Source organism: Roseovarius sp. ZX-A-9, from assembly GCF_028369135.1.
In the GTDB taxonomy this organism is placed as follows: Bacteria; Pseudomonadota; Alphaproteobacteria; order Rhodobacterales; family Rhodobacteraceae; genus Roseovarius.
The window spans coordinates 53,894-79,371 of sequence record NZ_JAPWHW010000007.1; the positions used below are offsets into that span (position 1 = coordinate 53,894).

Consider the following 25,478-nt stretch of genomic DNA (forward strand, 5'->3'; position numbering starts at 1 on the left):
AGCATATCATACGCGCGGTTGCAAGGCGGCGGGCCGCGACAAATTCAACAGCTGGAGCCTTAGTTGCCCCCCGGCGGCGGGCCGTCTGCATCGGGGTCGGCCTTGCCCACCCCGAGAAAGACGAACTTGAACGGCAGTATCCATGCGAATCCCAACACCACGTAGAGCGGCAGCTGAACCCACCGGGGCAGCTCGCCCAGCCAGTTGACCAGGCTGACCGCCAGCACGATATAGGCCGGCAGCCCGATCAGAAGGATCACCAGCGACCAGCGACGGCGAGCTTTGTAGCTGAGCGCCATCAGTCGGCGAACGGATCGGTGACGAGGATCGTGTCGTCGCGCTCGGGCGAGGTGGAGACCATCGCGACCGGGCAATCAATCAGCTCTTCGACGCGGCGCACATACTTGATGGCGTTGGCAGGCAGATCGGCCCAACTGCGCGCGCTTTCGGTCGATTCGCTCCAGCCGGGCAGTTCTTCGTAGATCGGTGTGCACCGGGCCTGGCTGTTGGCCGCCGTCGGCAGATAGTCGAGCCGTTGCCCATCCAGATCATAGCCGACGCAGATCTTCAGCACGTCAAATCCGTCAAGCACGTCAAGTTTGGTCAGCGCGATTCCCTTGACGCCCGAGGTGGCGCAGGTCTGGCGTACGAGCGCCGCGTCGAACCAGCCGCAGCGGCGTTTGCGCCCGGTGACGGTGCCGAACTCGTGGCCCCGCTCGCCCAGACGCTGACCGTCGTCATCGTCAAGCTCGGTCGGGAACGGGCCTTCGCCGACGCGGGTGGTGTAGGCCTTGACGATCCCCAGCACGTAATTGATGGCGTTTGGCCCTACGCCCACGCCGGTGGCCGCCTGCCCCGCGATCACGTTGGACGAGGTGACAAAGGGATAGGTGCCAAAGTCGATATCCAGCAGCGCGCCTTGCGCCCCCTCGAAGAGGATGCGTTTGCCGGCCTTGCGTTTGTCGTTGAGCACCTTCCAGACCGGCGCGGCATATTGCAGGATTTCCGGAGCGATCTCGCGCAGCTGAGCGATCAGCGCGTCGCGGTCCACCGGCTCAATCCCCAACCCACGGCGCAAAGGATCATGGTGCTGGAGCGCGCGGTCCACCCGCGCCTCGAGCGTGGCATCATCGGCCAGGTCCGCCACGCGAACCGAGCGGCGGCCAACCTTATCCTCGTAGGCGGGGCCGATGCCGCGCCCGGTGGTGCCGATCTTGGTGCCCTTGCTTGCCGCCTCTTCGCGGGCGCGGTCCAGTTCGCCATGAATGGGCAGGATCAGCGGCGTGTTTTCCGCGATCATCAGCGTCTCGGGCGTGATTTCGACGCCCTGCAGGCGAATCTTCGCGATCTCGTCCACCAGATGCCAAGGGTCGAGCACGACACCATTGCCGATCACGCTGAGCTTGCCGCCGCGCACCACGCCCGAAGGCAGCGCGTTCAGCTTGTAGACCTTGCCTTCCACAACGAGTGTATGTCCGGCATTGTGCCCGCCCTGAAAGCGCGCGATCACATCGGCGCGCTCACTGAGCCAGTCCACGATCTTGCCTTTTCCCTCGTCGCCCCACTGGGCGCCTACGACAACAACATTGGCCATGCTGATCCTCTTGGCTGATGCGTTTCGCGGAAAACCTGATTCACAGATTCTTGCGAGACGCGCACGACATATAAGGGTTGCTTGCGTTTCGCCTTAAACTGATGGCTCAGATCAAAGGTGAAGCGCTTTAGCGGTCAAACCCGCGCCGGTATAGCGGGGTCGGCACGGCGGCGAAACCGTTAAATCGCCCTGCCCTCTGGACAGGACGTGCCGGTTTCGACCATTTTGAGCGCAAAGGTTCGCAGAGAGAGGCAAATGGGGTTCATCATCCGCTGGCTGGTCGCATTTGCTTTGCTTGCCGCCACCTTCAATCCGACCGAGTGGAACTACACCTCTTGGGTCGCGCGTAATTTTTCAGATCAAATGCCGCTGGCGGTGCTGATCGGGCTGCTGCTGGCCGCGGGCTATATCATCTACCTTCGCGCGACACTGCGGTCGATCGGCGGCTTCGGGATGCTGCTGGTGGCGGCGATCATCGGCGCGGTGCTGTGGGTGCTGTATGATTACGGTGTGTTCACGCTCCGAAACGACGCGGCAATGGTCTGGCTGGGCCTTGTCACGCTGGCCACGGTGCTGGGCATCGGGCTGAGCTGGAGCCATGTGCGCCGCCGTCTGAGCGGGCAGTCTGACATGGACGATATCGGCGACTGAACGCGCGACGGCCCAACGCGGGCCCAACCGGCGCCACGCGGGGGCGATTGCCGGGTTGCGGGACCGGACGTTATTGCATAGATACCCCCCTGAACCATTCCAACGCGGGCCGCTACATGGAAAACGTCGTCCTCATCATTCATCTCCTTCTGGCACTGGCGCTGATTGGCGTCGTGCTGATCCAGCGCTCGGAAGGGGGCGGACTTGGCATGGGAGGCGGCGGTGCTGTCGCCGGCCGCTCGGCAGCGACGGCACTGGGCAAGATGACGTGGATCCTGGCGATCGCCTTTCTTTGCACCTCGATGGCGCTGACGATCATCGCGGCACGCAATGCGGCAGGCAGTTCGGTACTGGACCGCATCATGGACGCGCCGGCACCCGCGGCAGCAGAAGAAGAAGCGCCCGACCTGACCGGAGGCAGCCTGTTGCCGCCAGCGGCCGGTGACGATGCGCCACTTCTACCCACAGCAGAGTAACCAAAACTAAGCCTTGGGGCATATCGGAATGACGCAACATCATGTTGCGGCCCGGTTGCATATCAAGGCCGAATCCTGATAGGCTTAAACCCCGTGGGCAGCGGTTCATCGCAGGCCGCCAGCGGCGCTATTGGGCCGATCTGACAAGGCAAGAGCCAAGCATAGCACGGGGGATCACCGACACATGGCGCGCTATATCTTCATCACAGGCGGTGTCGTTTCCTCGCTGGGCAAGGGGCTGGCATCGGCGGCACTCGGGGCGTTGTTGCAGGCACGCGGCTTCTCGGTGCGGCTGCGCAAGCTTGATCCTTATCTCAACGTCGATCCCGGCACGATGTCGCCTTTCGAGCATGGCGAGGTGTTCGTCACCGATGATGGCGCGGAAACCGACCTTGACCTGGGCCATTACGAGCGGTTCACCGGCGTACCCGCCCGGATGACCGACTCGGTCAGTTCGGGGCGCATCTATTCCAACGTTCTGGAAAAGGAGCGCCGAGGCGATTACCTCGGCAAGACCATTCAGGTGGTCCCGCACGTCACCAACGAGATCAAGGATTTCCTGAATATCGGCGATGACGAGGTCGATTTCATGCTCTGCGAAATCGGCGGCACGGTGGGCGACATCGAGGGCCTGCCCTTTTTCGAGGCGATCCGGCAGTTCAGCCATGACCGCCCGCGCGGCCAGTGTATCTTCATGCATCTGACGTTGCTGCCTTACCTTGCGGCCAGCGGCGAGTTGAAGACCAAGCCGACCCAGCACAGCGTCAAGGAATTGCAGAGCATCGGCATCGCGCCCGATATCCTGGTCTGCCGCTCGGAACATCCCATCCCGGACAAGGAGCGCGAGAAAATCGCGCTGTTCTGCAATGTCCGCAAAGAGGCCGTGGTGGCCGCCTATGACCTGGCGTCGATTTACGAGGCACCCCTGGCCTATCATCGCGAAGGGTTGGATCAGGCGGTGCTGGACGCGTTTCAGATTTCGCCCGCGCCGCGCCCCGATCTGGCGGTCTGGCGGGATGTGGCCGACCGCATCCACAAGACTGACGGCACGGTGAATATCGCGATCGTCGGGAAATATGTGCAGCTTGAAGACGCCTACAAGTCGATCAAGGAAGCGTTGACCCATGGCGGCATGGCCAACCGGGTCAAGGTCAATGTCGAATGGGTCGATGCCGAAGTGTTCGACACCCAGGACCCCGCGCCGCATCTCGAAGGCTTTCATGCGATCCTGGTGCCCGGCGGCTTTGGCGAGCGCGGCACCGAGGGCAAGATCAAGGCAGCCCAGTTCGCCCGCGAACGGAAAATCCCCTACCTGGGGATCTGCCTTGGAATGCAGCTGGCGGTAATCGAGGCGGCGCGCAACGTCGCCGGGATGGCGACAGCGGGATCGGAGGAATTCGATCACGAGACCGGCCAGAAACGCTTTGAGCCGGTGGTCTACCACCTGAAGGAATGGGTGCAGGGCAACGCCAAGGTGCGCCGCAAGGTCGGCGACGACAAGGGCGGCACGATGCGCCTGGGGGCCTATGACGCGACGCTCAAGGAAGGCTCCAAGGTGGCCGGGATCTATGGCACGACCTCAATCGAGGAACGCCACCGGCATCGCTACGAGGTGGATATCAAATACATGGAAAACCTGGAAGAGCACGGCCTGCGTTTTTCCGGCATGTCCCCCGATGGCCGCCTGCCCGAGATCGTCGAGTGGACAAACCATCCGTGGTTCATCGGGGTTCAGTTCCACCCCGAGCTGAAATCCAAACCCTTCGCGCCGCATCCGCTCTTTGCCGATTTCGTGCGCGCCGCGATCGAGACTTCGCGCCTGGTCTGAGCCCGCAGTCGCGGCAACGGTCCTTTGTGGGATATGAGGCCTGAGCCGCGAATCCTTCCGGCTTGTGTGCCCTGAGGCAGCAATCTACCTTGCCTCGCATGATTCCCCGCGAGTCCTTCAGATTGCGCGCGCTTTTGCTGCGCGGGCTTGTTCTCCTGTCTCTGTTTTTGTCGGGAATTGTCCCCGATGGAATGATGCGGCTGGCAGAGGACGGCGGCACGCGTCTTGTGCTTTGCACAGGTGACGGCCCGCAGGAGATCTGGTTGACGCCAGATGGGGAACGTCGGCCAGTACCCCCCGGGGACACGAACGAGGCCGCGCATCAGCAACACTGCATTCAGGTGAGCCTCGCCCTGAGCGATGTTCAGCCTCAGGCCGTGGCCCGATTGTTGCAGGTCGCGCTGCCCGTGGAATTTGCGGCAGGCGCGCATCAAACTTTCAAACGCCTGAACGCGGCCACGGCGGCCTCCCCTCGCGCACCGCCAATCCTGCTGTAACCAAAAGGACGTCCACGACGTCTGGACTGCAGGCGGCCGCCGATGAGGTGGCGCGTATTTTTACAGCCACGCACCAACCACGACCCACCGCCCGAATTGCGCCAAAGCCCCCTGTCGGGAGCCGGGCGAAAATGCGGTGTGCTGCGCGGCATGGCCATTTGCATCCAGACACGTAGGCGGGACCGTCGGGCGTTCTCACGCCCTGAAAGCGCAGGATTGCGCCAGCCCCAACATTTGAAATCTGGAAAAAGACAATGTCTCTCACACTTAAATCGGTCATGGCCGCAGGCCTTCTTGCGGCGATCGGCTCTACAGCTGTTGCTGAAATCACCATCACGGATCTGCGCGACCGCACGGTCACGCTGGAAAATCCCGCACAACGGGTCATGCTCGGGTTCTACTACCAGGATTTCCTTGCCATCACCGGCGAAGGCGCGATGGATCGCATCGTTGGCCTTTCACGCGGCCCCTGGGCAGAGTGGAGACCGGGCCAATGGGAGGTCTACACGCAAGCCTTTCCGCAACTGGCAGACCTGCCAGATGTCGGCGACACCGGAAGCTCCACCTTCTCTATCGAAGCTGCAATCGCGACCGATCCCGATCTCGTGATTCTTGCGGCATGGCAATATGACGCCCTTGGCGAAAGCGCCGAGCAATTCGCGGCGGCGGATATCCCGGTGTTGGTTGTCGACTACAACGCGCAGACGCTGGAAAAACACCTCGCTTCCACCCGCGCCATTGGGGCGGCAATGGGGACGGAAGACCGCGCTGAACAGATTGCCACGTTCTACGAAGACATGCTGGCCGACACGGCAAGCCGCGTCGCGGCCTCAACGGAGGCGCCGAAACGGATCTATGTCGAGCTTGCCCAGAAGGGGCCGGACGAGGTCGGCAACTCCTATTCCGGCGGCATGTGGGGGGGCATCATTGACGGCCTCGGGGGGCACAATATCGCGAACGGGCAAATCGAAAACTGGGGGCCGCTGGCACCAGAATATGTTCTGGCGCAGCAACCAGAGGTCATCGTGCTTGCGGGTTCGGAATGGCTTGACCGTCCTGCTGCGGTCCCGCTGGGTTTTGCGCAGGATGCCGATCTGGCCAAGGCACGGATGCGTGCCTATCTGGGGCGGCCCGGTTGGGCGGAACTTCCTGCCGCGCAAGACGGGCAGCTTTTCGGGATCTACCACGGCGGCACTCGGTCGATTTCGGATTTCGCCTATTTCCGCTTTCTGGGAAAGGTCCTGCATCCCGAAGCTTTCGCCGATGTTGATCCGCAGGCCGAACTTGCAAAGTTCTATGCCGACTGGCTTCCCGTCAGACTTGACGGCACATTCATGATCCAAGCGGATGAGTGATGTCATCCCAAGCCTGAGTGGTGTTCCACGCCGCGCTGGTTTGACTCGCGCGGGGGCGGTTCTTGCCGCCCTCGCCGGGCTTGTTTGCCTGATGGTGGGGGATCTGATCACGGGTCCAGCGGGCCTTCCGCTGAGCGAAGTTCTGACGGGCATAGCCGCCGGGCCTTCGGGTGCGGACAAGGGGCTGGCCACCATCCTGTGGCTGTTGCGGATGCCGCAAACTCTCACGGCGGCATTGGTGGGGGCGTGTCTGGGGGTTGCGGGGCTGATGATGCAAACCATCCTGGCGAACCCGTTAGCCAGCCCCTATACGCTTGGGTTCTCGGCTGCTGCGGGCTCTGGCGCGGCCAGTGTCATTCTGTTTGGCTCTGCCCTGCCGGTGGCGATGTGGCTTGGCGTTCCGCTTGCGGCATTTGCAGGCACGCTGGTTGCTGCGGGCCTGATCTATCTCGTTGCGAAATATCGCGGTTCTTCGCCCGAGATCCTCGTTCTGGCGGGGATTGCCGTGTTGTTTTTCTTCCAGTCCTTGCAATCCCTGCTGCAATTCATGGCCGCGCCGGAAATATTGCAGCAGATCGTTTTCTGGCTGTTCGGCAGCCTGCTGAAGGCCACCTGGACAAGCGTCAAGGTTATCACGGTGCTGTTTGCGCTTTGCCTGCCCTTCCTGCTGCGCGATGCGTGGAACCTTACCTCATTGCGCCTTGGCGACAGCAATGCGGCAAGCCTCGGGCTTGATGTCGACGCGCTGCGCCGCCGGACGCTTGTGATCGTCGCGGTGTTAACGGCGGCGGCGGTGAGCTTTACGGGGACCATCGGATTCGTTGGCCTGATCGCACCGCATGTTGCCCGAACGCTGGTCGGCGAAGACCATCGTTTCGCGCTGCCGATGTCGGCGATCATGGGGGCTATCGTTCTTGTTGCTGCCTCGGTGGCGGGGAAACTCATCTCTCCCGGGGCCGTGATCCCCGTGGGGATCATCACCGCCATCGCGGGCATCCCGATGCTTGTCGGCGTCATCTTGCGGAAAGGAACACGCTGATGGGTCGCTTCACCCTCAACCGCTTTTGCGTCCATGTGAAAAAGCGATGCTTGCTTCAGATCGATGCCCTCGATCTGCCCTCGCACGGGATTATCGGGGTTCTTGGTCCGAACGGGGCCGGAAAATCCACCCTCCTGCGCGCGCTTGCGGGCATTGCGCGCCACTCGGGGGAAAAGTCACTCGACGGGTCATGGCCTTCGCCGGAAGACATCGGGTTTCTGCCACAGAATTTCACGGTGAATGCCGCGTTAAGCGTTTCCGAATGTGTGCTTCTGGGGCGGCGCGAGCAACTGGGCTGGCGTGTCACCGACAAGGACCGCCTGATCGTCCATGATGCGCTTGCGCGTTTTGGCCTGACCCATTTGGCCGAACGCCCCATGACATCGCTTTCAGGGGGGCAGCAACAACTCGTCCTTTTGGCGCAGCGCCTGTCACGCGCCCCGCGCCTGCTGATCCTTGACGAGCCGACCAGCGCGCTTGATCTGCGCCACCAGATCAATGTGCTGAGCTACCTCAGGGACTTTCACAGTGACCACACGCTCATCATTGCCGCGCTGCATGACCTCACCCTTGCAGGACGGTTTTCCGATGCGCTTGTCCTGATCGAGAACGGCAGATTGCATGCGCAGGGGCTGCCGAGCGAGATCCTGAGTCCCGAGATGCTTGATCCTGTTTACGAGATTTCGAGCGAGTGCTTGCAAGATCGTTCGGGGGCTCCGGTCGTGGTGCCTCACATGGCGGGGAAATCGGCTCTTGGTATCTTCGATGCCAAGACAGATACCCGCCCTTGAAGCGGCGCGACTCTGAAAAAAGGGGGGGACGCGTTGGTCGCGCAGGCCCGGTCCTGCGGTGGCGGGGCCAATTTTCCCCCTTCTTCAGTGTCGCGATTGCACCATAACGAGCCGATCAACAGAGAGGCTTCACTATGAAAAAAGAAATTGCAGAAATATTTGGGACATTCGTTCTGGTTTTCTTCGGGGTTGGTTCCGCTGTCCTTGCCGGTGGCGGGATCGGCGTGGCTACCCCCATTTCCATCACCGGGATCAGCCTGGCATTCGGGATTTCGGTTGTCGCGATGGCCTATTCGATCGGGCAAGTGTCCGGGGCGCATCTCAACCCGGCGGTGTCGCTGGGCGCCATGGTGGCTGGCCGGATCGATTCAAAAACATTCATCAGCTATTCCATCGCGCAAACGCTGGGCGCGACCCTCGCGGCGCTTGCAGTCTTTCTGATCGCCAAAAACAGTTCTGGCGGGTTCGATATCGCTGCGAACGGGCTCGGCCAGAATGGATTTGGTGAAGGGTATGGCGGGGAGTTCAACCTGTTGGGCGCCTTCATCTTCGAGTTCGTGGCAACCATGGTCTTCATCGTTGTCATCCTGGGTGTGACCGAAGAGAAGACAGGCTCGCCCATGCTTGCTGGTCTCGTGATCGGCTTGACGCTGACCATGATTCACCTTGTGGGTATCACCGTGACAGGAACGTCGGTCAATCCGGCGCGCTCGATCGGGCCGGCCCTGTTTGTCGGTGGTACAGCCCTCGCACAGCTTTGGCTGTTCATCGTCGCGCCACTGCTTGGCGCATTGGCGGGCGGGATGCTGCATAAGCTCAAGGTGACATCGCCACCTGAGAACACGGAAGAAGTCGCATCAGGCAGCGAGGCGTAGTTTCACGTCGAAAAATGGCCGGGGGCAAAACGCCCCCGGTTCAACATCCGAATTCAGGATGGCGGGCTGACCCGGAACCCGGCTGATCTTTCGCCCAAAGGGTTCAGGCGGCGTCACATCCACTCGTAAAGCTCGATCTCATCGACCTCGATCTCGTAGCCGATTTCAGCCAGGTTCGTGCTGATCGGGTTGACCTTGATCGTTCCGGTCACCCAGATCGCATCCCACATCGATTCACTCGGCCACGGGGTCTTTGTCGTGGCAAATACCAGTTGATTGGGCGGCGGCGGCGGGACGTGGATACATGCGCCGACATAGGGTGTCAGAATAAACTCTGTAATGCCGGTCCCGCCCGTTTCGAGCGGGAGCATGTATCCCGGCATCTTGATCCGTGTTCCGTCAAGCGACAGGTTGAACTTCGTGGCGTTCTCGTCGAATTCGGGTAGCCATGTGTCGCTCTGTTCGTCCAGATTTCCGTCGCCAACGATTTCCGGATAGGGAACGCCCGTCGGGATGAGATCCTCCCAGGTGATTTCGCGAACCGGGGCCGCAAGGGCCGGATGCCGCGCACAGAGGAGCGAAACACTTGCAAGGCCAAACATGGCGGCGCGGCGGGACGTATTCATGTAAAACTCCTCCTTTTCATTCAGCTTCTGACGGTCATGCCATCCGACAATGACAGCCTGTAGGCGCGAAGCGCGGGAAACAGGCTGGTCACGGCGGCCGCGAGGACAACGCCAAGCGCGACGACTGCTTCTCGGGATGACAGTGGCTCCATGGGCAAATACAGACCGAATGCAGCATCAACATATGGCCGGCCCACCCACAAGCCCGCGTAGAGCAGGCCGATCCCGAGCAGGACGGCGATCATGGCCATCAGGACCGCTTCCAGCATCAACAGCCCCATGATGGTCAGCGGCCTCGCGCCGACCGCGCGCAGGATCGCCATCTCTCGGCGGCGTTCGTTCAGCCCGGAAAAGATCATCGCGGCCATCCCCAGAAGGGCGGTCGCCACCACCATCGCGGAAACACCGATGAGCGCCTTTTCGGCGATGCCGACAATGCCCCACAACTCTTGCAACGCAACGCCCGGCAGGACCGCCAGCAGGGGCTCTTCGGGGTATTGGTTGATGCTGCGTTGCAGGGAAAAGATCTGCAGCCGGGATTTCACGCCGATCATGGCCGCAGTGATTGCGCCGGGGGTGAGGTCCATCTGGCGGATCTCATCGGGGGTTGTGGCCTGACCGGGGATCTGCGCGCCGCTTTGCCAATCGACATGAATGGCCTCAATCGCTTCAAGGCTGACGATCACGGTACGGTCAACCGGCGTGCCGGTCTTGGCCAGGATGCCCGCAACACGGAACGGCTGGTTGTCGTGGTTCACGAAGGATCCAAGACCATGCGCCACGACCAATGGATCATCCACGCCGTAACCCAACGTCGCGGCCACATCCGCCCCGATCACGGCATCGAACAGATCGTCGAACGGGCGGCCCTGCGCGAAGGCCAGCGCCCTGCCCCCGCGGTATTTGTACCGCTGGAAATATTCTGCGGTTGTGCCCATGACGCGAAACTGTCGGTGGCTGTCCCCAAGTGACATCGGCACGATCCAGTCCACCTCGGGTCGTGCGGCGATGTCCTGGTAGGTTTCCCAACTGACATTGTTTGTCGCATTGCCGATGCGGAACACCGAATACAGCAGAAGCTGCACCGCGCCGGATCGCGCCCCGACGATCAGGTCGGTATCTGAAATCGTGTCTCCAAAGCTGGCCTTGGCCCCTGTGCGCACCTTTTCGACACCCAGAAACAGCGCGACAGACAGCGCCACGGAAAATATCGTCAAACCGACCGTCAACCGGCGTGCGAGCAAGCTGCACAGTGCCATGCGTAACAGGATCATGCCGCAGCCTCGCGGGTGACGGTTGCGATCCGTTCCATCCTGATGCAGCGATCAAAGCGCGGGGCAAGCCGTTCGTCATGGCTGACCATTAGCAATGTCGACCCGGCGGCGGCGCATTGTTCAAAAAGCAGATCAAGAAAATTTGCCTGTGATCCGGCATCCAGCGCCGAGGTGGGTTCGTCCGCGACGATCAATGACGGTGCGCCGATCAGGGCGCGCGCGACCGCCACCCGCTGTTGCTGGCCCACGCTGAGGCGGTCGGCGGTGTGGGATTTCATCACGCTCCGCGGCAAACCGAGCGCATCGGTCAGGACGAGGGCAGCGGCACGGGCATCCCCGGCACGGGCGCGCCGTTCGGGTGCAAAACGCAGGGGCAGCAGGATGTTGTCCAAAGGGGAGGCATAGGGCAGCAGATTGAATTGCTGAAACACGATCCCGATCTTTTCCGCGCGAAATCGGTCCCGTGCGGCGGGGCGCATTGACGATATTTCGGTGCCGTCAACGCAGATTGAGCCGCTTTTCGGGGCGTTGATGCCGCAGATCAGCGACAGGAGCGTCGACTTCCCCGACCCGCTTTCCCCCAGCAACAACACGCGTTCGCCCTGCCCGATGCGAAAATCGGGGACCGTCAGGCCGAACGCATTGCGCCCGGCCCAGTTGAATTCGACCTGACTGAGGGTCAGGGCGGATTTGGCGCCTATCCCGGTCACATATGTCCCCGTCAAATCAGCCCCGACAGGTCAAGAACGGGTGCGTTCCGCTCGACCTCGAAGCCTTGCGCGCCTTTGGCGGAGATCATCTGCACATCGACTTCCCGCGCCTTCGGGAAGGTTTGGAAATACGCGAATTCGATACGGTCGATGGCGCTCGGGTCGGTGCAGTTCAGCAAATATTCTGCGTGGAACTCGGTATGGTGCGCGCCGTCGTCTTTGGCGTGATCATCATGCCCATCGGCGTGGTCGTGGTGTTCATCCACAAGATGCGCATGCGCCTCGACAACCGTGCACCCCGCAGCCGCTGGCAGGACGAAAAGCGACAGCGGGGCCGATAGCGCCGCAATCGCAGCATCCTGTTTGGCGCGGTCGGCTTGCGTGTGCGCCCGATATTCAAAGCCCATGATATCGGCGCCGGGTGCCTCCAGCTCTAGCAAAACCTGCGTCCCTTCAATGGCGATGTTCAACGCAGAGTGCCCGTGTTCATGGGCGCCAAGCTCGCGCGTTTGCTGAGCGAGAAGCGTAGACGGCGCCATGAGGGCGATGACCAAAGCTGTCTTTTTCATATTGTCGTGTCCGTTTTGAAAGTGAGAGGTTGAGGTCTTCACTGGGCAGAGGCGCGAAGGCTGCTCACGATGCTGAGCGCCGCAAAGATCAAGGCGGCAACGCAGACAATGGACGGCCCAGCCGGCGTGTCGAACACATAGGCCGCGCGCAGCCCGACCAAGGCCGACACGCTGCCGATGCCTGCCGCCACCACGGCCATGCCTTCCGGTGTGCGGCTCAAGGGGCGTGCGGCGGCGGCTGGGATGATCAGCATTGCGGCAATCAGCAAAACGCCGACGACCTTGATGGCGACCGCGACGGTAATCGCAAGGGCCAGCGTCAGAACCAACTGTTCGCGCTTGGGGTTGATCCCGCTGGCATAGGCCAGGTCCTCGTTCAACGTGGCGGTCAGCAGGTCCGACCAGCGCCAGCCGATCAGCGCGACAACCAGCCCCGCGCCCGCCCAGATCACGGCCAGATCGGTGCGCGACACCGCAAGGATATCGCCAAAGAGATAGGCCATCAGGTCAATGCGAACGCCTGAGAGGAACGACACGGCCACCAGACCAAAGGCCAGCGCCGAATGCGCCATGACACCCAGAAGCGTGTCCATCGCATAGCCCCGACCCATCAGCAGGTTTACCGTTAGCGCCATGATCAACGCGACCACCAAGGCCCCTGCAAAGACCGATATGGACAGGGCCAGTGAAAGAGCGATGCCCAAAATCGCGGCATGTGCCGTTGCATCGCCGAAATAGGCCATGCGACGCCAGACGACGAAGCAGCCCAAAGGGGCCGCTGCAAAGGCCACACCGATTCCGGCGAGGGTTGCGCGCACCATGAAATCATCGAGCATTATTCGGCGGCCTCTGTCTGAGTGTGGTTGCATGCGCCATGCGCATGATGTTCGTGGTCATGGTCGTGATCATGCCGGTAAAGCGCCAGCGCCCCCATTGTGCCGGAGCCAAACAGCGCACGGTATTCCGGCGCAGACGCCACGACCTCGGGCGCGCCTTCGCAGCACACATGTCCGTTCAGGCAGATCACGCGATCCGAGGCGCTCATCACCACATGCAATTCGTGGCTGATCATCAACACGGCGCAGCCCGTGTCACGGCGCACGGTTTCGATCTGCCGGTAGAACGCGGCAGAACCGGGCTGATCAAGCCCCTGCGTTGCCTCGTCCAAGATCAGAAGCTGGGGCTTGCCGATCAGGGCCCGCGCCAGCAGCACCCGTTGAAACTGCCCCCCCGACAGCCGTGACATCTGCGCCCCGGCCAGATCCGGCACGCCCGCCTGTTCGAGCGCGGCGGCAATCTCGGCGGGGGTCGCACCGTGGGGCAATGCGAGGAAGCGCGCCACGTTCATGGGCAAGGTCGGATCAATATGCAGCTTTTGCGGCACATAGCCCAACCGGACACCTTCCGCGCGCGTCACCTTCCCTTTTGACGGCTTAACCGCCCCGATGATGGCGCGTAAAAGGCTGGTTTTTCCCGATCCGTTCGGACCGACGATGGTCACGATCTCACCGGCATCAATGCCGAGGGATACGTTTGAAAGCACGGTATTGGCACCGTAACGGATGCTCAGGTTCTCGACATCAACGAGGCTCATGCGTCGGCCTGCTCTGCACAGCCGGGGCACAGGCCCTCGGCCTCGACCACGGTGCGTTCAATCCGAAACCCGGTTGCCTTTGCAGCCGACGCAAGGACGCTGCGGGAGGTTCGCGATTGCGCCTCGGCCACCGAATCGCACAGGCGACAGATCATGAAAGCAGGTGCGTGGATCTGGTCGGGATGTGCGCAGGCGATAAAGGCATTGAGCCGCTCGATCTTGTGGGCAAGCCCGTGGGTTACCAGGAAATCAAGCGCACGGTAGGCGACGGGCGGCTGCGACCCGAAGCCCTCTTCGCGCAACCGGTCGAGAATGACATAGGCCCCGAGGGCCCTGTGTTCTTGCAGCAGGATTTCCAGCACCTTCCGGCGCACGGGCGTAAACCGCAGCCCGTCATCCGCACAGCGCGTTTCAGCTGCCAACAGCCCTTCGCTGACACAGGCGGCGTGATCATGCCGCTCAAAACCGAGAGGGACATCGGTAGAAATATTCGAGGAGCCACTTGTCATATTATAACACTTCTCGTACTGAACGTGTAATGTTATACAATCACGCGGAATCAACAATGTCCAGACCACTCCTGCCCGTTTCCCTCGCCGCTGCCCTGATTGGCAGCACAGCTCTGGCCGAAGTGCCAAGCGTCGCTGTCGATATCGCGCCCGTCCATTCATTGGTCGCGCGGGTGATGGAAGGCGTGGGCACCCCGAACCTGATCATGCAACCCGGCGCCAGCCCGCATGAATACGCGCTGCGCCCCTCTGAAGCGCGCGCGCTGCAAGAGGCTGATCTTGTCTTTTGGGTAAGTGCGGGCCTGACGCCCTGGCTGGAAGGCGCGATGGAAACGCTGGCCTCCGATGCCTCGGTCACCGAGCTTTTGGAAACTGACGGCACGGTCGAGCTTGAATTCCGCGAAGGCGCATTGTTCGAGGCGCATGTTCACGATGACGAGGCTGACCATGAGGATCACGCCGAAGAAGAGCATGACCACGACGAACATGAGGACCATGCTGGCGCGGAAGAGGATCATGACGGGCACGACCACGGCAAACATGATCCGCACGCGTGGCTCTCGCCGCAAAACGCCTCGAACTGGCTGAATGTCATTGCGGCGCAGTTATCCGCCGCCGACCCGGAAAATGCAGGCGCCTATTACGCCAATGCCGCCGCTGGCCGGGCAGAGATCGACATCTTGGTCGCGGAGGTTAATGCGACGCTGGAGCCGTTGCGCGGTGGCCGTTTCATCGTATTCCATGATGCCTACCAGTATTTTGAACATGATTTCGCCTTCCCCGCAGCAGGGGCAATTTCGGTCAGCGACGCAACTGATCCCAGCCCTGCCCGTATCGCCGAAATCCGCGATCGGATTGCCGCCGAAGGCATCGATTGCGTGCTGACCGAACCTCAGTTCAATCAGGGCATGGTCGCGACGGTTCTGGATGGATCGGATGCGAAAACAGCGGCGATCGACCCCATTGGCACCGGCCTGGAATTGGGCCCTGCGCTCTATCCCCAGCTCATCCGAAGCCTTGCAACATCTCTTGCGGAATGCCTCTGATCTGCGAGGCTGCAAATGCACGGCGCCCCCATCTCTGGCACTCTTGCGACAGGGGGCACTGACCTTGATCGAACCAAAGGATGGGCTCAACCGTTAGTGGATGAGCCCACCGAAGTTCGGATTTCGGAGGCGGCTTTTTGGAAGCATTGGGCGCCTGCGGGCCTATCTGTCCCCGCCGCCGAATGTTCCGAACCGGCCTTCTGCCCATTTCGATAGGCGCAGCATCGGATAGCAGTAAATGAAGTAAAACAGCGCGATCAGGCTGTATATGAACATGATGTCGCCCGGCATCCGCATGATCGCGACTTCGCCTTGGCGGGTCAGTTCGGAAATGCCGATAACCGACAGGACCGCCGTGCTCTTGATGACGATGACATAGATGCTGGCCATGGGCGGAATCGTCAGCTTGAGCGCCTGCGGCACCAGGATATGCTGATAGGTTCGGAATTTCGACATCCCGACCGAGCGCGCGGCTTCGGCCTGTCCGCTGGGCACTGCATGAATGGCAGCGGCCACGATTTCCGTTACATAGCTGGACGTATAGAGCGACAGCGACACAATGGCCGCGGTGTAGCTGTCAAATGAAAGCCAGGCGATGCCGGTAGAGGGCAGCACGAAGTAGACGATGTAAAGCTGCACAAGATAGGGCGAACCGCGCAGCAGGTGCAGGTAGAGGTTGATGAAACCGTTCAACAGCCTGGAGCCAGCCGTCTTGGCAACACCGAGGACGAAACCGATGATCGACCCGATGGCGATGGAGATGATCGAAATCTGGAACGTCAGCCACAGCCCCTTCAGCATGAAGGGATATAGCTGAACCACGATGTCCCATTTGTCAGCGATCCATTCCATGCGCGGCCCTCCTCAATTCGCCTGCCAGGCGCTGCCGCCCAGACGGTTTTGAACGATGCCTGACAGCACCAGCATCATGGCGTAGATGCCAAGGTAGCAGACGGCGACCGTGACGTAGCTTTCGGTTGCCACGACCGTTTCGGAGAACATCAAAAGGCCTGCGCCCAGCAATTCGAACACCGCGATGATGCTGAGCAGCGAGGTGTCCTTGATCAGCACCGCGGTCTGGCCCAGCAGCGGTGGCATCACGTTGGCGATGGCCTGCGGCAAGGTGATGTAGCGCATCGTCTGGCGCGGCGTCATCCCGACCGACAGCGCGCCTTCGATCTGGCCGCGCGCGACCGATCCGATCCCGGCGCGGATGATTTCGCCCATATAGGGCGAGGTATGAAGCGTCAGAGCGATGATGCCCGACTGCACCTCGTCGAATAACATCCCCGAAGGCATGATCGTCGGCAGGCCATAGTAAACAAGGTAGATCTGCACCAGCAGCGGTGTCGAGCGGATGAATTGGATGTAGCCCGCCACGGGCCGCCAGAGCAGCGGATTTTTCGACATGCGCGCCAGCGCCAGCACCGTGCCCAGCACAAGCGACAGCGCCAGACAGACGGCGGAAATCCACAGCGTCTGCCAGATGCCCTCAGCGAAAACACCTGCATATTCCGACACCAGCCGGAAGTTGAAAAAATTCTGGAGCCACATCATCGGCGGGGCGTGATCCTGCGTTTCATGTCAGATGGTGTCGGGCGGGGGCACTGCTGCGCCCCCGCCCCGGTGGCGATCACTTGTGATCGGCTTCCCAAGCGGTGGAGTTCCACCAGTATTCGACCTTTTCATCCAGACGTCCGTCGATGCGGATCAGACGCATGTAGTTGTCGAGGCTGTTCAGCAGATGCACCGAGTCAGGGCGCACGGCAAAGCCCAGCGGTTCCTTGTTCAGCTCGCCTTCCAGCAGGACGATGCCGTCGATCGACGACTGAAAGCCCGACAGCGTTGCTCTGTCAGTGACACCCGCCGTCGCGCGGCCGGACATCACCGCCTGAACCGCCTGCGCGGTGCCGCCGGAGAATTCCTTCAACTCGGCTTCGGGCAGGAACTTGCGCGCTGCCGCCGCGTAGGACGATGCCTGCGTCGCGGCCAACGTCACGCCGGGCTTGTTCAGGTCCTTCCAGCTGGTGAATTCCGTGCCTTCCTTGGTGAAGGCGACGGTTTCGGCATAGAACACCGGCTCGGTGAACATGATCTGCATGCTGCGCTGCGCGGTTGGTGTCATGTCGGCGGCGATGAAATCGGCCTTACCCGACGTCAGCGCAGGGATCAGACCCTTCCAGTCGTAGTCCTGCACGACCAGCTTGACGCCCATGTCATCGGCCATCATCTGGGCCAGTTCAACGGCAAGGCCGGTGCGCTCGCCATCCTTGTTGATGAAGCTCACCGGCGGCCCTTGGGTCTGCACGGCAATGGTCATCTCGCCGGTGCGCACGATCTTTTCCATCGTGCTCTCGGCCCATGACACGCTGGCCAGCGCCGCCATTGCGGCGCCGCCGATCAGTGCTACGGTCAGGTTCTTAAGTTTCATGGTATCTCTCCTCCTTGATGAGTGATTGTGGTTCTATAAAATCTGACTCAGAAATGCCTTGGCCCGATCGGTCTGCGGATTGTCAAAGAACGCAGCAGGCGTGTTTTCCTCAACAATCGCGCCACCGTCCATGAAGATCATGCGATCTGCGGCCTCGCGTGCAAAGCCCATTTCATGTGTGACGACGGCCATGGTCATGCCCTCGGCGGCCAGCGCGCGCATCTGCTCGAGCACGCCGCCAACGGTTTCGGGGTCGAGCGCCGATGTCGCCTCGTCGAACAGCATCACCTTGGGCTTCATGGCGAGGCTGCGCGCAATGGCGACGCGCTGCTGCTGACCGCCTGACAACATGACAGGATAGCTGTTCTCCTGATCGGGCAGTCCGACTTTTCGGAGCAACTCGCGCGCAATGCGCTCGGCCTCGGCGCGCGGGCGCTTGGCGACGATGATCTGCGGCAGGACGATATTCTCAAGCGCAGTCTTGTGCTGAAAGAGATTGAAATGCTGAAACACCATGCCGACCTCGGCACGCAGACGATTGATATCCGTCTTCTTGCTGGTCACCTCGACGCCATCAATGAAGATGCGGCCGGAATCGACGGGTTGCAAACCATTGAGCGCGCGCAGAAGTGTCGATTTCCCCGAACCGGAAGGACCGATGATCACCACCACCTCGCCCCGGTCGATGGTGACGCTTACATTGTCGAGCGCACGCACATCGGCGCGGCCTTTCATGTGGTAGGTCTTGCTGACCTGCTCAACTATGATCATCGGGTCACTCATATCGTCCTTCCGCGTATAAAGGCAGGCGGCCCCTGAAAGAGGTGGCCACCGGGCCGGTCATCACGGCGCTGCCGTCCTCGGCCATTTCAATCGTCACGGCCCCCGCGCCCATCTTTACCTGAACCGGCCCCGTGCCGACCAGACCACGCAGCTGCGCCGCCCGCACGGCAGCGCAGGCGCCGGTGCCGCACGCCCCGGTCAGGATGCCGGGACGCTCATAGGCTTGCAAGCGGATGCTTGCCGGCCCCAAGATCTCGGCCAGCCCGACATTCACCTGTTCAGGAAAAAGAGGATCGGTCAGCACGGGCTGCGCCAGCGCCGCGACATCGAGCGATGGCAGATCATTCACGAAGAATGTCACATGCGGATTGCCGACCCAGGACGCCACCCCATGCTTCAGCGGTCCGTGCGTCAGCGGCAGGTCCAGCGTATCCACGGCCCGCGCCAGCGGGAATGCCCGCCAATCATGCTCGATCCGTCCCATTTCGACACTGACCTCGTGCGGGCCACGGCGCGTACAGCGCAGTACGGCGGCCTGTGTCTCGATCGTCACCTCGTCCGACCCCGCCTCTTCCAGCAGCAGCCAGGCGACACAGCGCGTGGCGTTGCCGCAGGCGCCAACCTCGCGACCATCGACGTTCAGGATTCGAAGCCGGGCATCTGCCTGCTCGGACAGCTCGACCACCAGCAGTTGATCGCCGCCCACGCCCACTTGAACATCGCAGATATGGGCGATCTCGGACACATCGGGAGCGTAGGAATCGCTGCGGCCGTCGACGATGACGAAATGGTTGCGCAGCCCGTGCATTTTAACGAATGGCCGCCCATCGGCGTTAAAGACGCCGTTCCACGGCTGTGTCACCAACATATCGAATTCGTACCGTTCATTCCCGCGAATAGGATTGCATTGAGCCGCCTACTGCGCCCCGTGCTTTACTGTCGCGCCATCAAATATTCATTGCAAGGCAGGTTATTGCCGGTGACTGCCATTCCGAGTTGCGCCGCGCATGGGCAGACAGAATGGCGGCGACCAGAACCGCCTTCGAGGAAGCCTAAGTCTTCAGCCTGCAAAAGTCGAGCAGTTGCATTCATGGGGTTCACGGGCTTCACTGCCAAAACTCCATTACATTGATATATTTATATTTTATCGCACCAAAGCATTCACTCTGGAGACGCCAACCCGGGGCCAGTTCAGCCCATCAGCGCCTCGGCTGCTGCGCGTGCTTCGTCGGTCACGCGGTCCCCCGAAAGCATGCGGGCAATCTCGTCCACGCGCTCTTGCGCATCCAGCGGTGTCACGGTCGATAGCGTCTGGTCGCCGGTCACGCGCTTTTCCACGCGCCAGTGGTGCCCGGCAAGGGCGGCCACCTGCGGCGAATGCGTGACCACGAGCACCTGACCACCCTGCGCCAGTTGCGCCAAGCGCCGCCCGACCGCATCGGCGGTGGCTCCGCCGACGCCGCGGTCGATCTCGTCGAAGATGAGGGTGAGGCCGCTTTGCGTCCCGGTGAGACAGACCTTCAGGGCGAGCAGGAAGCGGCTCAACTCGCCGCCCGAGGCGATCTTGGCCAGCGGGCCGGAGGGCGCGCCGGGATTGGTGGCAACGCGAAAGGCCACCTCGTCATTCCCATCGGGGCCGGGGTCGGCATCGGCAAACGAGGTCTCGAAAATCGCGCGTTCCATCTTGAGCGGGGCCAGTTCGGCCATCACCGCCGCGTCAAGCCGCGTCGCGGCCTCCTGGCGTGCCGCGCGCAGCGCGGCGGCGGCGGCGGTATAGCGTTCGCCCGCCGAGTGGGCGGCGCTCCGCAAGGCCGCCAGCGCGCTGTCGCCATCGTCGAGTGCTGCCAGTCGCGTGCGCAGCGTGACGGCAAAATCGCCCAGATCATCCGGCGCCACGCCATGTTTGCGCGCCAATGCACGGATGGCAAAGAGTCGCTCTTCGGTGGCTTCCAGCTCCAGCGGGTCAAAGCTGAGCGCGTCAAGGCAATCGGCGACCCCGCGTCCAGCCTCATCAAGTTCCACCATCGCCCGTGCGAGTGCTGCGAGCGGAGCGTCGAGCCGCCCCTCCACCGCATCTGCAGCCCCTTCGAGCCAGCGCAGTGCATCCGAGGCAGCCCCTTCCGCGCCCTGCAGGCCTAGTGCCTCTTGGGCGCGCATCACGTCGGTGCGCAGCTTTTCCGCGCCCTGCATCATCCGGCGGCGGCTGTCGAGATCGGCTTCTTCGCCGGGGACAGGGTCCAGCGCATCCAGTTCGGCCACCGCATGGCGCAGAAAGTCCTCTTCCTCGCGCACGGCGGCCAAGGCCGATTCGGCCTCGGCTTCGGCACGACGGGCCGTACTCCAGTCCTTCCACGCGGCGCGTACTTCGGCGCGCTGCCCGTCCAGCGCCCCGAAAGTGTCGAGCATCTGGCGATGGCCGCGCGGGTTCAGCAAGCCGCGGTCGTCATGTTGGCCGTGCAGCTCGATCAGCGTATCCGACAGTTGCCGCAGCACCTCGCCGGAACAGCGCCGGTCGTTGACCCAGGCGGTCTTGCGCCCGTCAGCGGCATTGATCCGGCGCAAGATCAGCGTCTCGCCCCCCGGCAAGCCGGCCTCTTCCAGAAGCGCATGTGCGGCATGCCCGGCAGGCAGGTCGAATTCGGCCGTCACCTCGCCTTGGGCAGCACCGCTGCGCACCAGTTCGGCCCGGCCACGCCAGCCGAGCACGAATCCCAAACTGTCGAGAAGGATGGATTTGCCGGCACCGGTCTCGCCGGTCAGCACGTTGAGACCGGGCGCGAAGCTCAGTTCAAGCCGGTCGATGATCAGCATGTCGCGGATGTCGAGATGGCGCAGCATCGTTTTGCCCCGTAGGATGGGCCTTAGCCCACCACCCGTGTTACAGCCACTCGCCTTTGATCATCTGACGATAGACCTGACGCAGCCAGTTGTCGCCGCGAGCTTCTAGCGAAAGGCCATTGCGTGTCAGCAGATCATAGCTGTCTTCGTACCATTTGGTGGCGCGGAAGTTATGGCCGAGGATCGCGCCGGCGGTCTGCGCCTCATCGGTCAGGCCCAGCGAAACGTAAGCCTCGACCAAGCGGTGCAGCGCTTCGGCGGTATGCGATGTGGTCTGGAAATCCTCGACCACGACGCGGAACCGGTTGATCGCCGCAGCAAAGTGGTCGCGGCGCAGGTAGTAGCGGCCGACTTCCATTTCCTTGGACGCAAGATGGTCGAATGCGAGGTCGAATTTAAGAATCGCCGAGCGGGCATATTCGCTGTCGGGATAGACCTCGATCACGCGGCGCAGCGCTTGCAGCGCCTGAAAGGTCAGCCCCTGATCGCGCCCGACCTCGTCGATCTGGTCGTAATAGCTGAGCGCCAGAAGATACTGCGCATAGGCCGCGTCTTCGTCGGTCGGGTAAAAATCGATATAGCGTTGCGCGGCAGAGCGGCTGGCCTCGTAATCCTCATCAAGGTGATAGGAATAGGCCTGCATGATCACGGCGCGCTTGGTCAGATCCGAATAGGGATAAAGGCGTTCGACCTCGGCAAAGCTCTTGGCGGCAAGGGACGGCTTGTTGTTTGCCAGATCAAACTCGCCACGTTCAAAGATGTGCTGGGCCGAGTAGTTCTCGTAGTCCAGATCACCGCGCTCGACCTTGCTGTTGATACCGCAGGCCGACAAGCCAAGAGCCAGCACGAATGCCGTCATGAGCCGTATTGCGTTCGTGCGGTAAAAATTGCCGAGCATCATGCCGGACCGGCCCCCTAACCAAAGTAAAGGTTTTGTAGCCCAATCATACCGGCTGTGCCAGTAGAGAAATCTGTTGTTTGCTATGGAGTTGGCGCATTTCGTCATGCCGAGGTGTTTGGGCCCATCGGATCGCGATGCCGCAGGATCGACATTGGCGCACGGCTATGCAGATGTGAAGTGTCTGGCGGCATTCACGCGACGCGCGGCAACTCGCCCCAGTGGACCCCTGCCCCGGGCAGCCTTGCGGCGACGGTGGCGTCGCATGTGACCCATTCGTAACTGTCGGGTGCGGCGAACAGCGCACGCAGCAATTCGTTGGTCAGGGCATGGCCCGCGCGCGAGCCGTGATAGTGCCCGAGAATCGGGGCACCGGCGAGCGCCAGATCACCCAGCGCATCAAGCATCTTGTGGCGCACGGCCTCGTCCCGGTGGCGCAAACCACCTGGGCTGAGCACATCAGCGCCGTCGACCACCACCGCGTTATCCAGCGAACCGCCAAGAGCCAGCCCATTGGCCCGCATTATGTCCACGTCCGATTTGCGACAGAAGGTGCGGCAGTTGGCCAGTTCGCGCACGAAGCTGCCATTGGCCATGTTCAGGGTCTTTTTCTGCACGCCGATCGCGGCATCGGCGAAATCAATGTCGAACTCGATCGTCAATTCATCATGCGGCGTCAAGCGCGCCACCGCGTCGCCACGGCGAACTTCGAGTGGCTTCAGGATGCGCAGCGCGCGCACCGGACGATCCAGCTGGCGCAGCCCGCAGGCAAGGATGCCGCGGACAAATTCGACCGAACTGCCATCGAGAATGGGTGCCTCTGGTCCGTCAACGGTGATCAGGGCGTTGTGGACGCCACAGCCCATCAGCGCGGCCATCACATGTTCCACCGTGGACACCTGAACGCCCTGCGCATTTTCCAGCCGCGTGCAGAGCGGCGATTGCAGGACCCGGTCCCAGAGGGCGGGAATATCGCCCGTCCCCGGCGCGCAATCCACGCGACGGAACACGATCCCATGATCAGCCCCGGCGGGACGGATCTCAAGACGCGCGGGTACACCTGAGTGCAGGCCGACTCCGTCAAACGGGATTGGGGTGTTCACAGTGGTTTGCAATTTGTCCTCATACGTCAGAGTGAGAGAAGTCTCTGAGTTGGTAACGCATGAAGTAATGAACGGGTGCCGAAGCCTCAACTCAATCTTTGCAACCGACTGAAACATGTGTGCCATCCGCTTCGGCGGCTTCTTGCCGAGTTCCGAAAACCCATGCGTTTCCAGATAGTTGATCACCGCGCTGCCGCAAGCCTGAAATGAAAAAGGACCGCCCAAGGCGGCCCTATTCCAGAGGTAACAGTTGATGCCCCTACGTCAGTTTGCCTGACGGCGCAGGAAGGCAGGAATTTCGATCTGCTCGTCACGCTCTTCCTCGGGGTCGGTGCGGGCGGGCTGCGCCTGCAGTGAGGGTTGTTGGCGTGCCGGGCGCGGTGCATCGGCTTCCTGACTGTGGCCGGTCATGCGGTTGAGCAGCGAATTGATGCCGAAGCGCGGGCGCTCTGCTTGGGGTTCCGGCGCGCGCTGCGGCTGCGACTGTTGCTGTTGCTGCTGGCCACCGCGCGGTGCGACGTTGCCAACGGCGGCTTGCAACCGTGCCATCGCCTCGGGCGACGGGGTGCCTGCGGCCGGGGCGCGCGGAGCAACATAGGCGTCAAGCTCTTCCTCGTGATGCTGCGCCTGAGCTGCTGCGGGCTGGGTGTAGGCCGGTGGCGGCAGGTCGTCGGCTTGCTCGCGCGGGGCGTGCGTTGTGCGCACCGGAGCATCGTGGCCTGCGTTCAGAGGCTCGAAGATATCTTCCATCTGCTCGGCAGCGGCGGCCCGTTCGGCCTCCACCTGCGAGAACAGCGATGGCTCTTCGTTTTCTTCGACGCTTGCGGCGATGTCAGCCTCGAGTGTTTCTTCAAAGCTCTCTTCGCGAGGTGCCTGATGCTCTTCGGCGCTGACATTCTGGCGCAGCGGTTCGGCCAGCGACCGGCGCGGCACGGGGATGTCGGTAAGGATCTCGCTGGCGTCGATGCCGGTGGCGACGACGCTGACGCGGATCGAGCCTTCCATCGACGGGTCAAGCGTGGAGCCAACGATGATATTGGCTTCCGAGTCCACCTCTTCGCGGATGCGGTTGGCGGCTTCGTCCAGTTCGAACAGGGTCAGGTCGTGCCCGCCGGTGATGTTGATCAGAACGCCCTTGGCACCGCGCAGGCTGATTTCGTCCAGCAGCGGGTTGGCAATGGCCTTTTCGGCGGCCTGGATCGCACGATCTTCGCCGCTGTCCTCGCCGGTGCCCATCATCGCCTTGCCCATTTCGTCCATCACGGCGCGAACATCGGCAAAGTCGAGGTTGATCAGGCCGGGACGGACCATCAGATCGGTCACACCCTTCACACCTTGGTAGAGCACATCGTCAGCCATCGAGAAGGCTTCGGTAAATGTGGTTTTCTCATTCGCCAGCCGGAACAGGTTCTGGTTGGGAATGATGATCAGCGTATCGACGACCTTTTGCAGCGCATCAACGCCGTCCTCGGCCTGTCTCATCCGCTTTGCGCCTTCGAACTGGAAGGGCTTGGTCACGACGCCGACGGTCAGCACGCCCAGCTCACGCGCGGCTTGCGCGATGATCGGTGCGGCACCGGTGCCGGTGCCCCCGCCCATACCGGCGGTGATGAAGCACATATGCGCGCCGGCCAGATGATCGACGATCTGTTCAATGCTTTCTTCGGCAGCAGCGGCCCCGACCGAGGCGCGCGCACCGGCGCCCAGACCTTCGGTCACTTTCACACCAAGCTGCACCCGGCTTTCGGCATTGCTCTGTTGCAGCGCCTGCGCGTCGGTGTTGGCAACGACGAAATCGACCCCGTCCAGCTCTTTTTCGATCATGTTGTTGACCGCGTTGCCGCCTGCGCCGCCGACACCAAAGACGGTGATCCGGGGTTTCAGGTCTTCGTGACCCGGCATTGTAAGGTTCAATGTCATTGCTCTGTCCGCCTGATGTTGCGCCCGCAGTTTCGGGCCATTTTCCTGCCTATATCCGGCATTATTACCCA

General features: G+C 61.9%; 27 protein-coding genes. 9 read left to right on the forward strand and 18 right to left on the reverse strand.

Going from position 1 to position 25,478, the window contains the following annotated elements:
• Window positions 1-59 precede the first annotated feature (59 nt).
• Together O3306_RS08545 and O3306_RS08550 are read right to left on the reverse strand one after the other, a co-directional pair.
• Window positions 60-299, reverse strand: a complete 240-nt coding sequence (locus O3306_RS08545; protein WP_272005721.1) for a DUF2842 domain-containing protein — start codon at window positions 297-299, stop codon at window positions 60-62.
• The gene (locus O3306_RS08550) at window positions 299-1,594 is read right to left on the reverse strand and encodes an adenylosuccinate synthase (protein ID WP_272005723.1); all 1,296 of its coding nucleotides are present in this window, start codon (window positions 1,592-1,594) and stop codon (window positions 299-301) included. The genes O3306_RS08545 and O3306_RS08550 overlap by 1 nt, the downstream gene beginning before the upstream one ends.
• Before the next feature lie 255 nt (window positions 1,595-1,849).
• Between O3306_RS08550 and O3306_RS08555 the strand changes: the two genes are divergently transcribed.
• The 8 genes from O3306_RS08555 (at window position 1,850) to O3306_RS08590 (ending at window position 9,106) form a co-directional block, all read left to right on the forward strand.
• Window positions 1,850-2,245 (forward strand): DUF6524 family protein, encoded by a 396-nt coding sequence (locus O3306_RS08555; RefSeq protein WP_272005726.1) that lies wholly within the window; start codon window positions 1,850-1,852, stop codon window positions 2,243-2,245.
• A 116-nt stretch (window positions 2,246-2,361) separates the two neighbouring features.
• Complete coding sequence (secG, locus tag O3306_RS08560; protein WP_272005728.1) at window positions 2,362-2,721, forward strand: preprotein translocase subunit SecG; 360 nt, start codon at window positions 2,362-2,364, stop codon at window positions 2,719-2,721.
• 184 nt (window positions 2,722-2,905) lie between these two features.
• A complete protein-coding gene (locus O3306_RS08565; protein ID WP_272005731.1) occupies window positions 2,906-4,549 on the forward strand; it encodes a CTP synthase in 1,644 nt (547 codons plus the stop codon).
• Between the two features lie 98 nt (window positions 4,550-4,647).
• Window positions 4,648-5,046, forward strand: coding sequence for a DUF2946 family protein (locus tag O3306_RS08570; RefSeq protein WP_334312345.1), 399 nt, complete (start codon window positions 4,648-4,650; stop codon window positions 5,044-5,046).
• Between the two features lie 254 nt (window positions 5,047-5,300).
• Window positions 5,301-6,401: an ABC transporter substrate-binding protein gene (locus O3306_RS08575; RefSeq protein ID WP_272005737.1), complete on the forward strand. Its 1,101-nt coding sequence runs from the start codon at window positions 5,301-5,303 to the stop codon at window positions 6,399-6,401.
• A complete protein-coding gene (locus tag O3306_RS08580) occupies window positions 6,394-7,440 on the forward strand; it encodes a FecCD family ABC transporter permease (protein WP_272005739.1) in 1,047 nt (348 codons plus the stop codon). Before O3306_RS08575 ends, O3306_RS08580 begins: the two co-directional genes overlap by 8 nt.
• On the forward strand, window positions 7,440-8,231 hold the full coding sequence (locus tag O3306_RS08585; RefSeq protein ID WP_272005742.1) for an ABC transporter ATP-binding protein: 792 nt from the start codon (window positions 7,440-7,442) through the stop codon (window positions 8,229-8,231). Before O3306_RS08580 ends, O3306_RS08585 begins: the two co-directional genes overlap by 1 nt.
• 134 nt (window positions 8,232-8,365) lie before the next feature.
• Window positions 8,366-9,106, forward strand: a complete 741-nt coding sequence (locus tag O3306_RS08590; RefSeq protein ID WP_272005745.1) for an MIP family channel protein — start codon at window positions 8,366-8,368, stop codon at window positions 9,104-9,106.
• 113 nt (window positions 9,107-9,219) lie between these two features.
• On the opposite strand, the gene O3306_RS08595 is transcribed toward O3306_RS08590, so the two are convergent.
• Genes O3306_RS08595 through O3306_RS08625 form a run of 7 tightly spaced genes read right to left on the reverse strand, consistent with a single transcriptional unit; the run spans window position 9,220 to window position 14,388 of the window.
• Window positions 9,220-9,732: a DUF3299 domain-containing protein gene (locus O3306_RS08595; protein ID WP_272005748.1), complete on the reverse strand. Its 513-nt coding sequence runs from the start codon at window positions 9,730-9,732 to the stop codon at window positions 9,220-9,222.
• A 20-nt stretch (window positions 9,733-9,752) separates the two neighbouring features.
• A complete protein-coding gene (locus tag O3306_RS08600; protein WP_272006107.1) occupies window positions 9,753-11,003 on the reverse strand; it encodes an ABC transporter permease in 1,251 nt (416 codons plus the stop codon).
• Window positions 11,003-11,716 carry an ABC transporter ATP-binding protein gene (locus O3306_RS08605; RefSeq protein WP_272005750.1) on the reverse strand — a complete coding sequence of 238 codons (714 nt, stop codon included), beginning with the start codon at window positions 11,714-11,716 and terminating at the stop codon, window positions 11,003-11,005. Before O3306_RS08605 ends, O3306_RS08600 begins: the two co-directional genes overlap by 1 nt.
• An 11-nt stretch (window positions 11,717-11,727) precedes the next feature.
• Window positions 11,728-12,285 (reverse strand): DUF2796 domain-containing protein, encoded by a 558-nt coding sequence (locus O3306_RS08610; RefSeq protein ID WP_272005752.1) that lies wholly within the window; start codon window positions 12,283-12,285, stop codon window positions 11,728-11,730.
• Window positions 12,286-12,323: 38 nt separating this feature from the next.
• Complete coding sequence (locus O3306_RS08615) at window positions 12,324-13,121, reverse strand: metal ABC transporter permease (protein ID WP_272005755.1); 798 nt, start codon at window positions 13,119-13,121, stop codon at window positions 12,324-12,326.
• Entirely contained in the window at window positions 13,121-13,879 is a 759-nt protein-coding gene (locus tag O3306_RS08620; RefSeq protein WP_272005757.1) for an ATP-binding cassette domain-containing protein, read from the reverse strand. Before O3306_RS08620 ends, O3306_RS08615 begins: the two co-directional genes overlap by 1 nt.
• Window positions 13,876-14,388: a transcriptional repressor gene (locus O3306_RS08625; protein WP_272005759.1), complete on the reverse strand. Its 513-nt coding sequence runs from the start codon at window positions 14,386-14,388 to the stop codon at window positions 13,876-13,878. The genes O3306_RS08620 and O3306_RS08625 overlap by 4 nt, the downstream gene beginning before the upstream one ends.
• Before the next feature lie 56 nt (window positions 14,389-14,444).
• Here O3306_RS08625 and O3306_RS08630 point away from each other — a divergent pair, with 56 nt between their 5' ends.
• Entirely contained in the window at window positions 14,445-15,434 is a 990-nt protein-coding gene (locus O3306_RS08630) for a zinc ABC transporter substrate-binding protein (RefSeq protein WP_272005762.1), read from the forward strand.
• A 162-nt stretch (window positions 15,435-15,596) separates the two neighbouring features.
• Here O3306_RS08630 and O3306_RS08635 read toward each other — a convergent pair whose 3' ends face one another.
• The 9 genes from O3306_RS08635 to ftsZ form a co-directional block, all read right to left on the reverse strand.
• Window positions 15,597-16,286 carry an amino acid ABC transporter permease gene (locus tag O3306_RS08635; RefSeq protein ID WP_272005765.1) on the reverse strand — a complete coding sequence of 230 codons (690 nt, stop codon included), beginning with the start codon at window positions 16,284-16,286 and terminating at the stop codon, window positions 15,597-15,599.
• 12 nt (window positions 16,287-16,298) lie between these two features.
• Window positions 16,299-16,988, reverse strand: a complete 690-nt coding sequence (locus O3306_RS08640; protein WP_272005768.1) for an amino acid ABC transporter permease — start codon at window positions 16,986-16,988, stop codon at window positions 16,299-16,301.
• Window positions 16,989-17,067: 79 nt separating this feature from the next.
• Window positions 17,068-17,865: a transporter substrate-binding domain-containing protein gene (locus O3306_RS08645; protein ID WP_272005769.1), complete on the reverse strand. Its 798-nt coding sequence runs from the start codon at window positions 17,863-17,865 to the stop codon at window positions 17,068-17,070.
• Window positions 17,866-17,898: 33 nt separating this feature from the next.
• Window positions 17,899-18,648, reverse strand: a complete 750-nt coding sequence (locus O3306_RS08650; RefSeq protein WP_272005771.1) for an amino acid ABC transporter ATP-binding protein — start codon at window positions 18,646-18,648, stop codon at window positions 17,899-17,901.
• Window positions 18,641-19,516, reverse strand: a complete 876-nt coding sequence (gene dapF / locus O3306_RS08655; protein WP_272005774.1) for a diaminopimelate epimerase — start codon at window positions 19,514-19,516, stop codon at window positions 18,641-18,643. Before dapF ends, O3306_RS08650 begins: the two co-directional genes overlap by 8 nt.
• Before the next feature lie 323 nt (window positions 19,517-19,839).
• A complete protein-coding gene (recN, locus tag O3306_RS08660; protein ID WP_272005777.1) occupies window positions 19,840-21,486 on the reverse strand; it encodes a DNA repair protein RecN in 1,647 nt (548 codons plus the stop codon).
• 40 nt (window positions 21,487-21,526) lie between these two features.
• Window positions 21,527-22,345: an outer membrane protein assembly factor BamD gene (locus O3306_RS08665; RefSeq protein ID WP_272005780.1), complete on the reverse strand. Its 819-nt coding sequence runs from the start codon at window positions 22,343-22,345 to the stop codon at window positions 21,527-21,529.
• A 233-nt stretch (window positions 22,346-22,578) separates the two neighbouring features.
• Complete coding sequence (lpxC, locus tag O3306_RS08670; RefSeq protein ID WP_272005783.1) at window positions 22,579-23,499, reverse strand: UDP-3-O-acyl-N-acetylglucosamine deacetylase; 921 nt, start codon at window positions 23,497-23,499, stop codon at window positions 22,579-22,581.
• 252 nt (window positions 23,500-23,751) lie between these two features.
• Window positions 23,752-25,407, reverse strand: a complete 1,656-nt coding sequence (ftsZ, locus tag O3306_RS08675; protein WP_272005786.1) for a cell division protein FtsZ — start codon at window positions 25,405-25,407, stop codon at window positions 23,752-23,754.
• Window positions 25,408-25,478 lie beyond the last annotated feature (71 nt).

Coding starts and splice junctions, on each gene's coding strand:
- O3306_RS08545 (WP_272005721.1), bottom strand. CDS start 299: ATGGCGCTCAGCTACAAAGCTCGCCGTCGCTGGTCGCTGGTGATCCTT.
- O3306_RS08550 (WP_272005723.1), bottom strand. CDS start 1,594: ATGGCCAATGTTGTTGTCGTAGGCGCCCAGTGGGGCGACGAGGGAAAA.
- O3306_RS08555 (WP_272005726.1), top strand. CDS start 1,850: ATGGGGTTCATCATCCGCTGGCTGGTCGCATTTGCTTTGCTTGCCGCC.
- secG (WP_272005728.1), top strand. CDS start 2,362: ATGGAAAACGTCGTCCTCATCATTCATCTCCTTCTGGCACTGGCGCTG.
- O3306_RS08565 (WP_272005731.1), top strand. CDS start 2,906: ATGGCGCGCTATATCTTCATCACAGGCGGTGTCGTTTCCTCGCTGGGC.
- O3306_RS08570 (WP_334312345.1), top strand. CDS start 4,648: ATGATTCCCCGCGAGTCCTTCAGATTGCGCGCGCTTTTGCTGCGCGGG.
- O3306_RS08575 (WP_272005737.1), top strand. CDS start 5,301: ATGTCTCTCACACTTAAATCGGTCATGGCCGCAGGCCTTCTTGCGGCG.
- O3306_RS08580 (WP_272005739.1), top strand. CDS start 6,394: ATGAGTGATGTCATCCCAAGCCTGAGTGGTGTTCCACGCCGCGCTGGT.
- O3306_RS08585 (WP_272005742.1), top strand. CDS start 7,440: ATGGGTCGCTTCACCCTCAACCGCTTTTGCGTCCATGTGAAAAAGCGA.
- O3306_RS08590 (WP_272005745.1), top strand. CDS start 8,366: ATGAAAAAAGAAATTGCAGAAATATTTGGGACATTCGTTCTGGTTTTC.
- O3306_RS08595 (WP_272005748.1), bottom strand. CDS start 9,732: ATGAATACGTCCCGCCGCGCCGCCATGTTTGGCCTTGCAAGTGTTTCG.
- O3306_RS08610 (WP_272005752.1), bottom strand. CDS start 12,285: ATGAAAAAGACAGCTTTGGTCATCGCCCTCATGGCGCCGTCTACGCTT.
- O3306_RS08615 (WP_272005755.1), bottom strand. CDS start 13,121: ATGCTCGATGATTTCATGGTGCGCGCAACCCTCGCCGGAATCGGTGTG.
- O3306_RS08620 (WP_272005757.1), bottom strand. CDS start 13,879: ATGAGCCTCGTTGATGTCGAGAACCTGAGCATCCGTTACGGTGCCAAT.
- O3306_RS08625 (WP_272005759.1), bottom strand. CDS start 14,388: ATGACAAGTGGCTCCTCGAATATTTCTACCGATGTCCCTCTCGGTTTT.
- O3306_RS08630 (WP_272005762.1), top strand. CDS start 14,445: ATGTCCAGACCACTCCTGCCCGTTTCCCTCGCCGCTGCCCTGATTGGC.
- O3306_RS08635 (WP_272005765.1), bottom strand. CDS start 16,286: ATGGAATGGATCGCTGACAAATGGGACATCGTGGTTCAGCTATATCCC.
- O3306_RS08640 (WP_272005768.1), bottom strand. CDS start 16,988: ATGTGGCTCCAGAATTTTTTCAACTTCCGGCTGGTGTCGGAATATGCA.
- O3306_RS08645 (WP_272005769.1), bottom strand. CDS start 17,865: ATGAAACTTAAGAACCTGACCGTAGCACTGATCGGCGGCGCCGCAATG.
- O3306_RS08650 (WP_272005771.1), bottom strand. CDS start 18,648: ATGAGTGACCCGATGATCATAGTTGAGCAGGTCAGCAAGACCTACCAC.
- dapF (WP_272005774.1), bottom strand. CDS start 19,516: ATGTTGGTGACACAGCCGTGGAACGGCGTCTTTAACGCCGATGGGCGG.
- recN (WP_272005777.1), bottom strand. CDS start 21,486: ATGCTGCGCCATCTCGACATCCGCGACATGCTGATCATCGACCGGCTT.
- O3306_RS08665 (WP_272005780.1), bottom strand. CDS start 22,345: ATGACGGCATTCGTGCTGGCTCTTGGCTTGTCGGCCTGCGGTATCAAC.
- ftsZ (WP_272005786.1), bottom strand. CDS start 25,407: ATGACATTGAACCTTACAATGCCGGGTCACGAAGACCTGAAACCCCGG.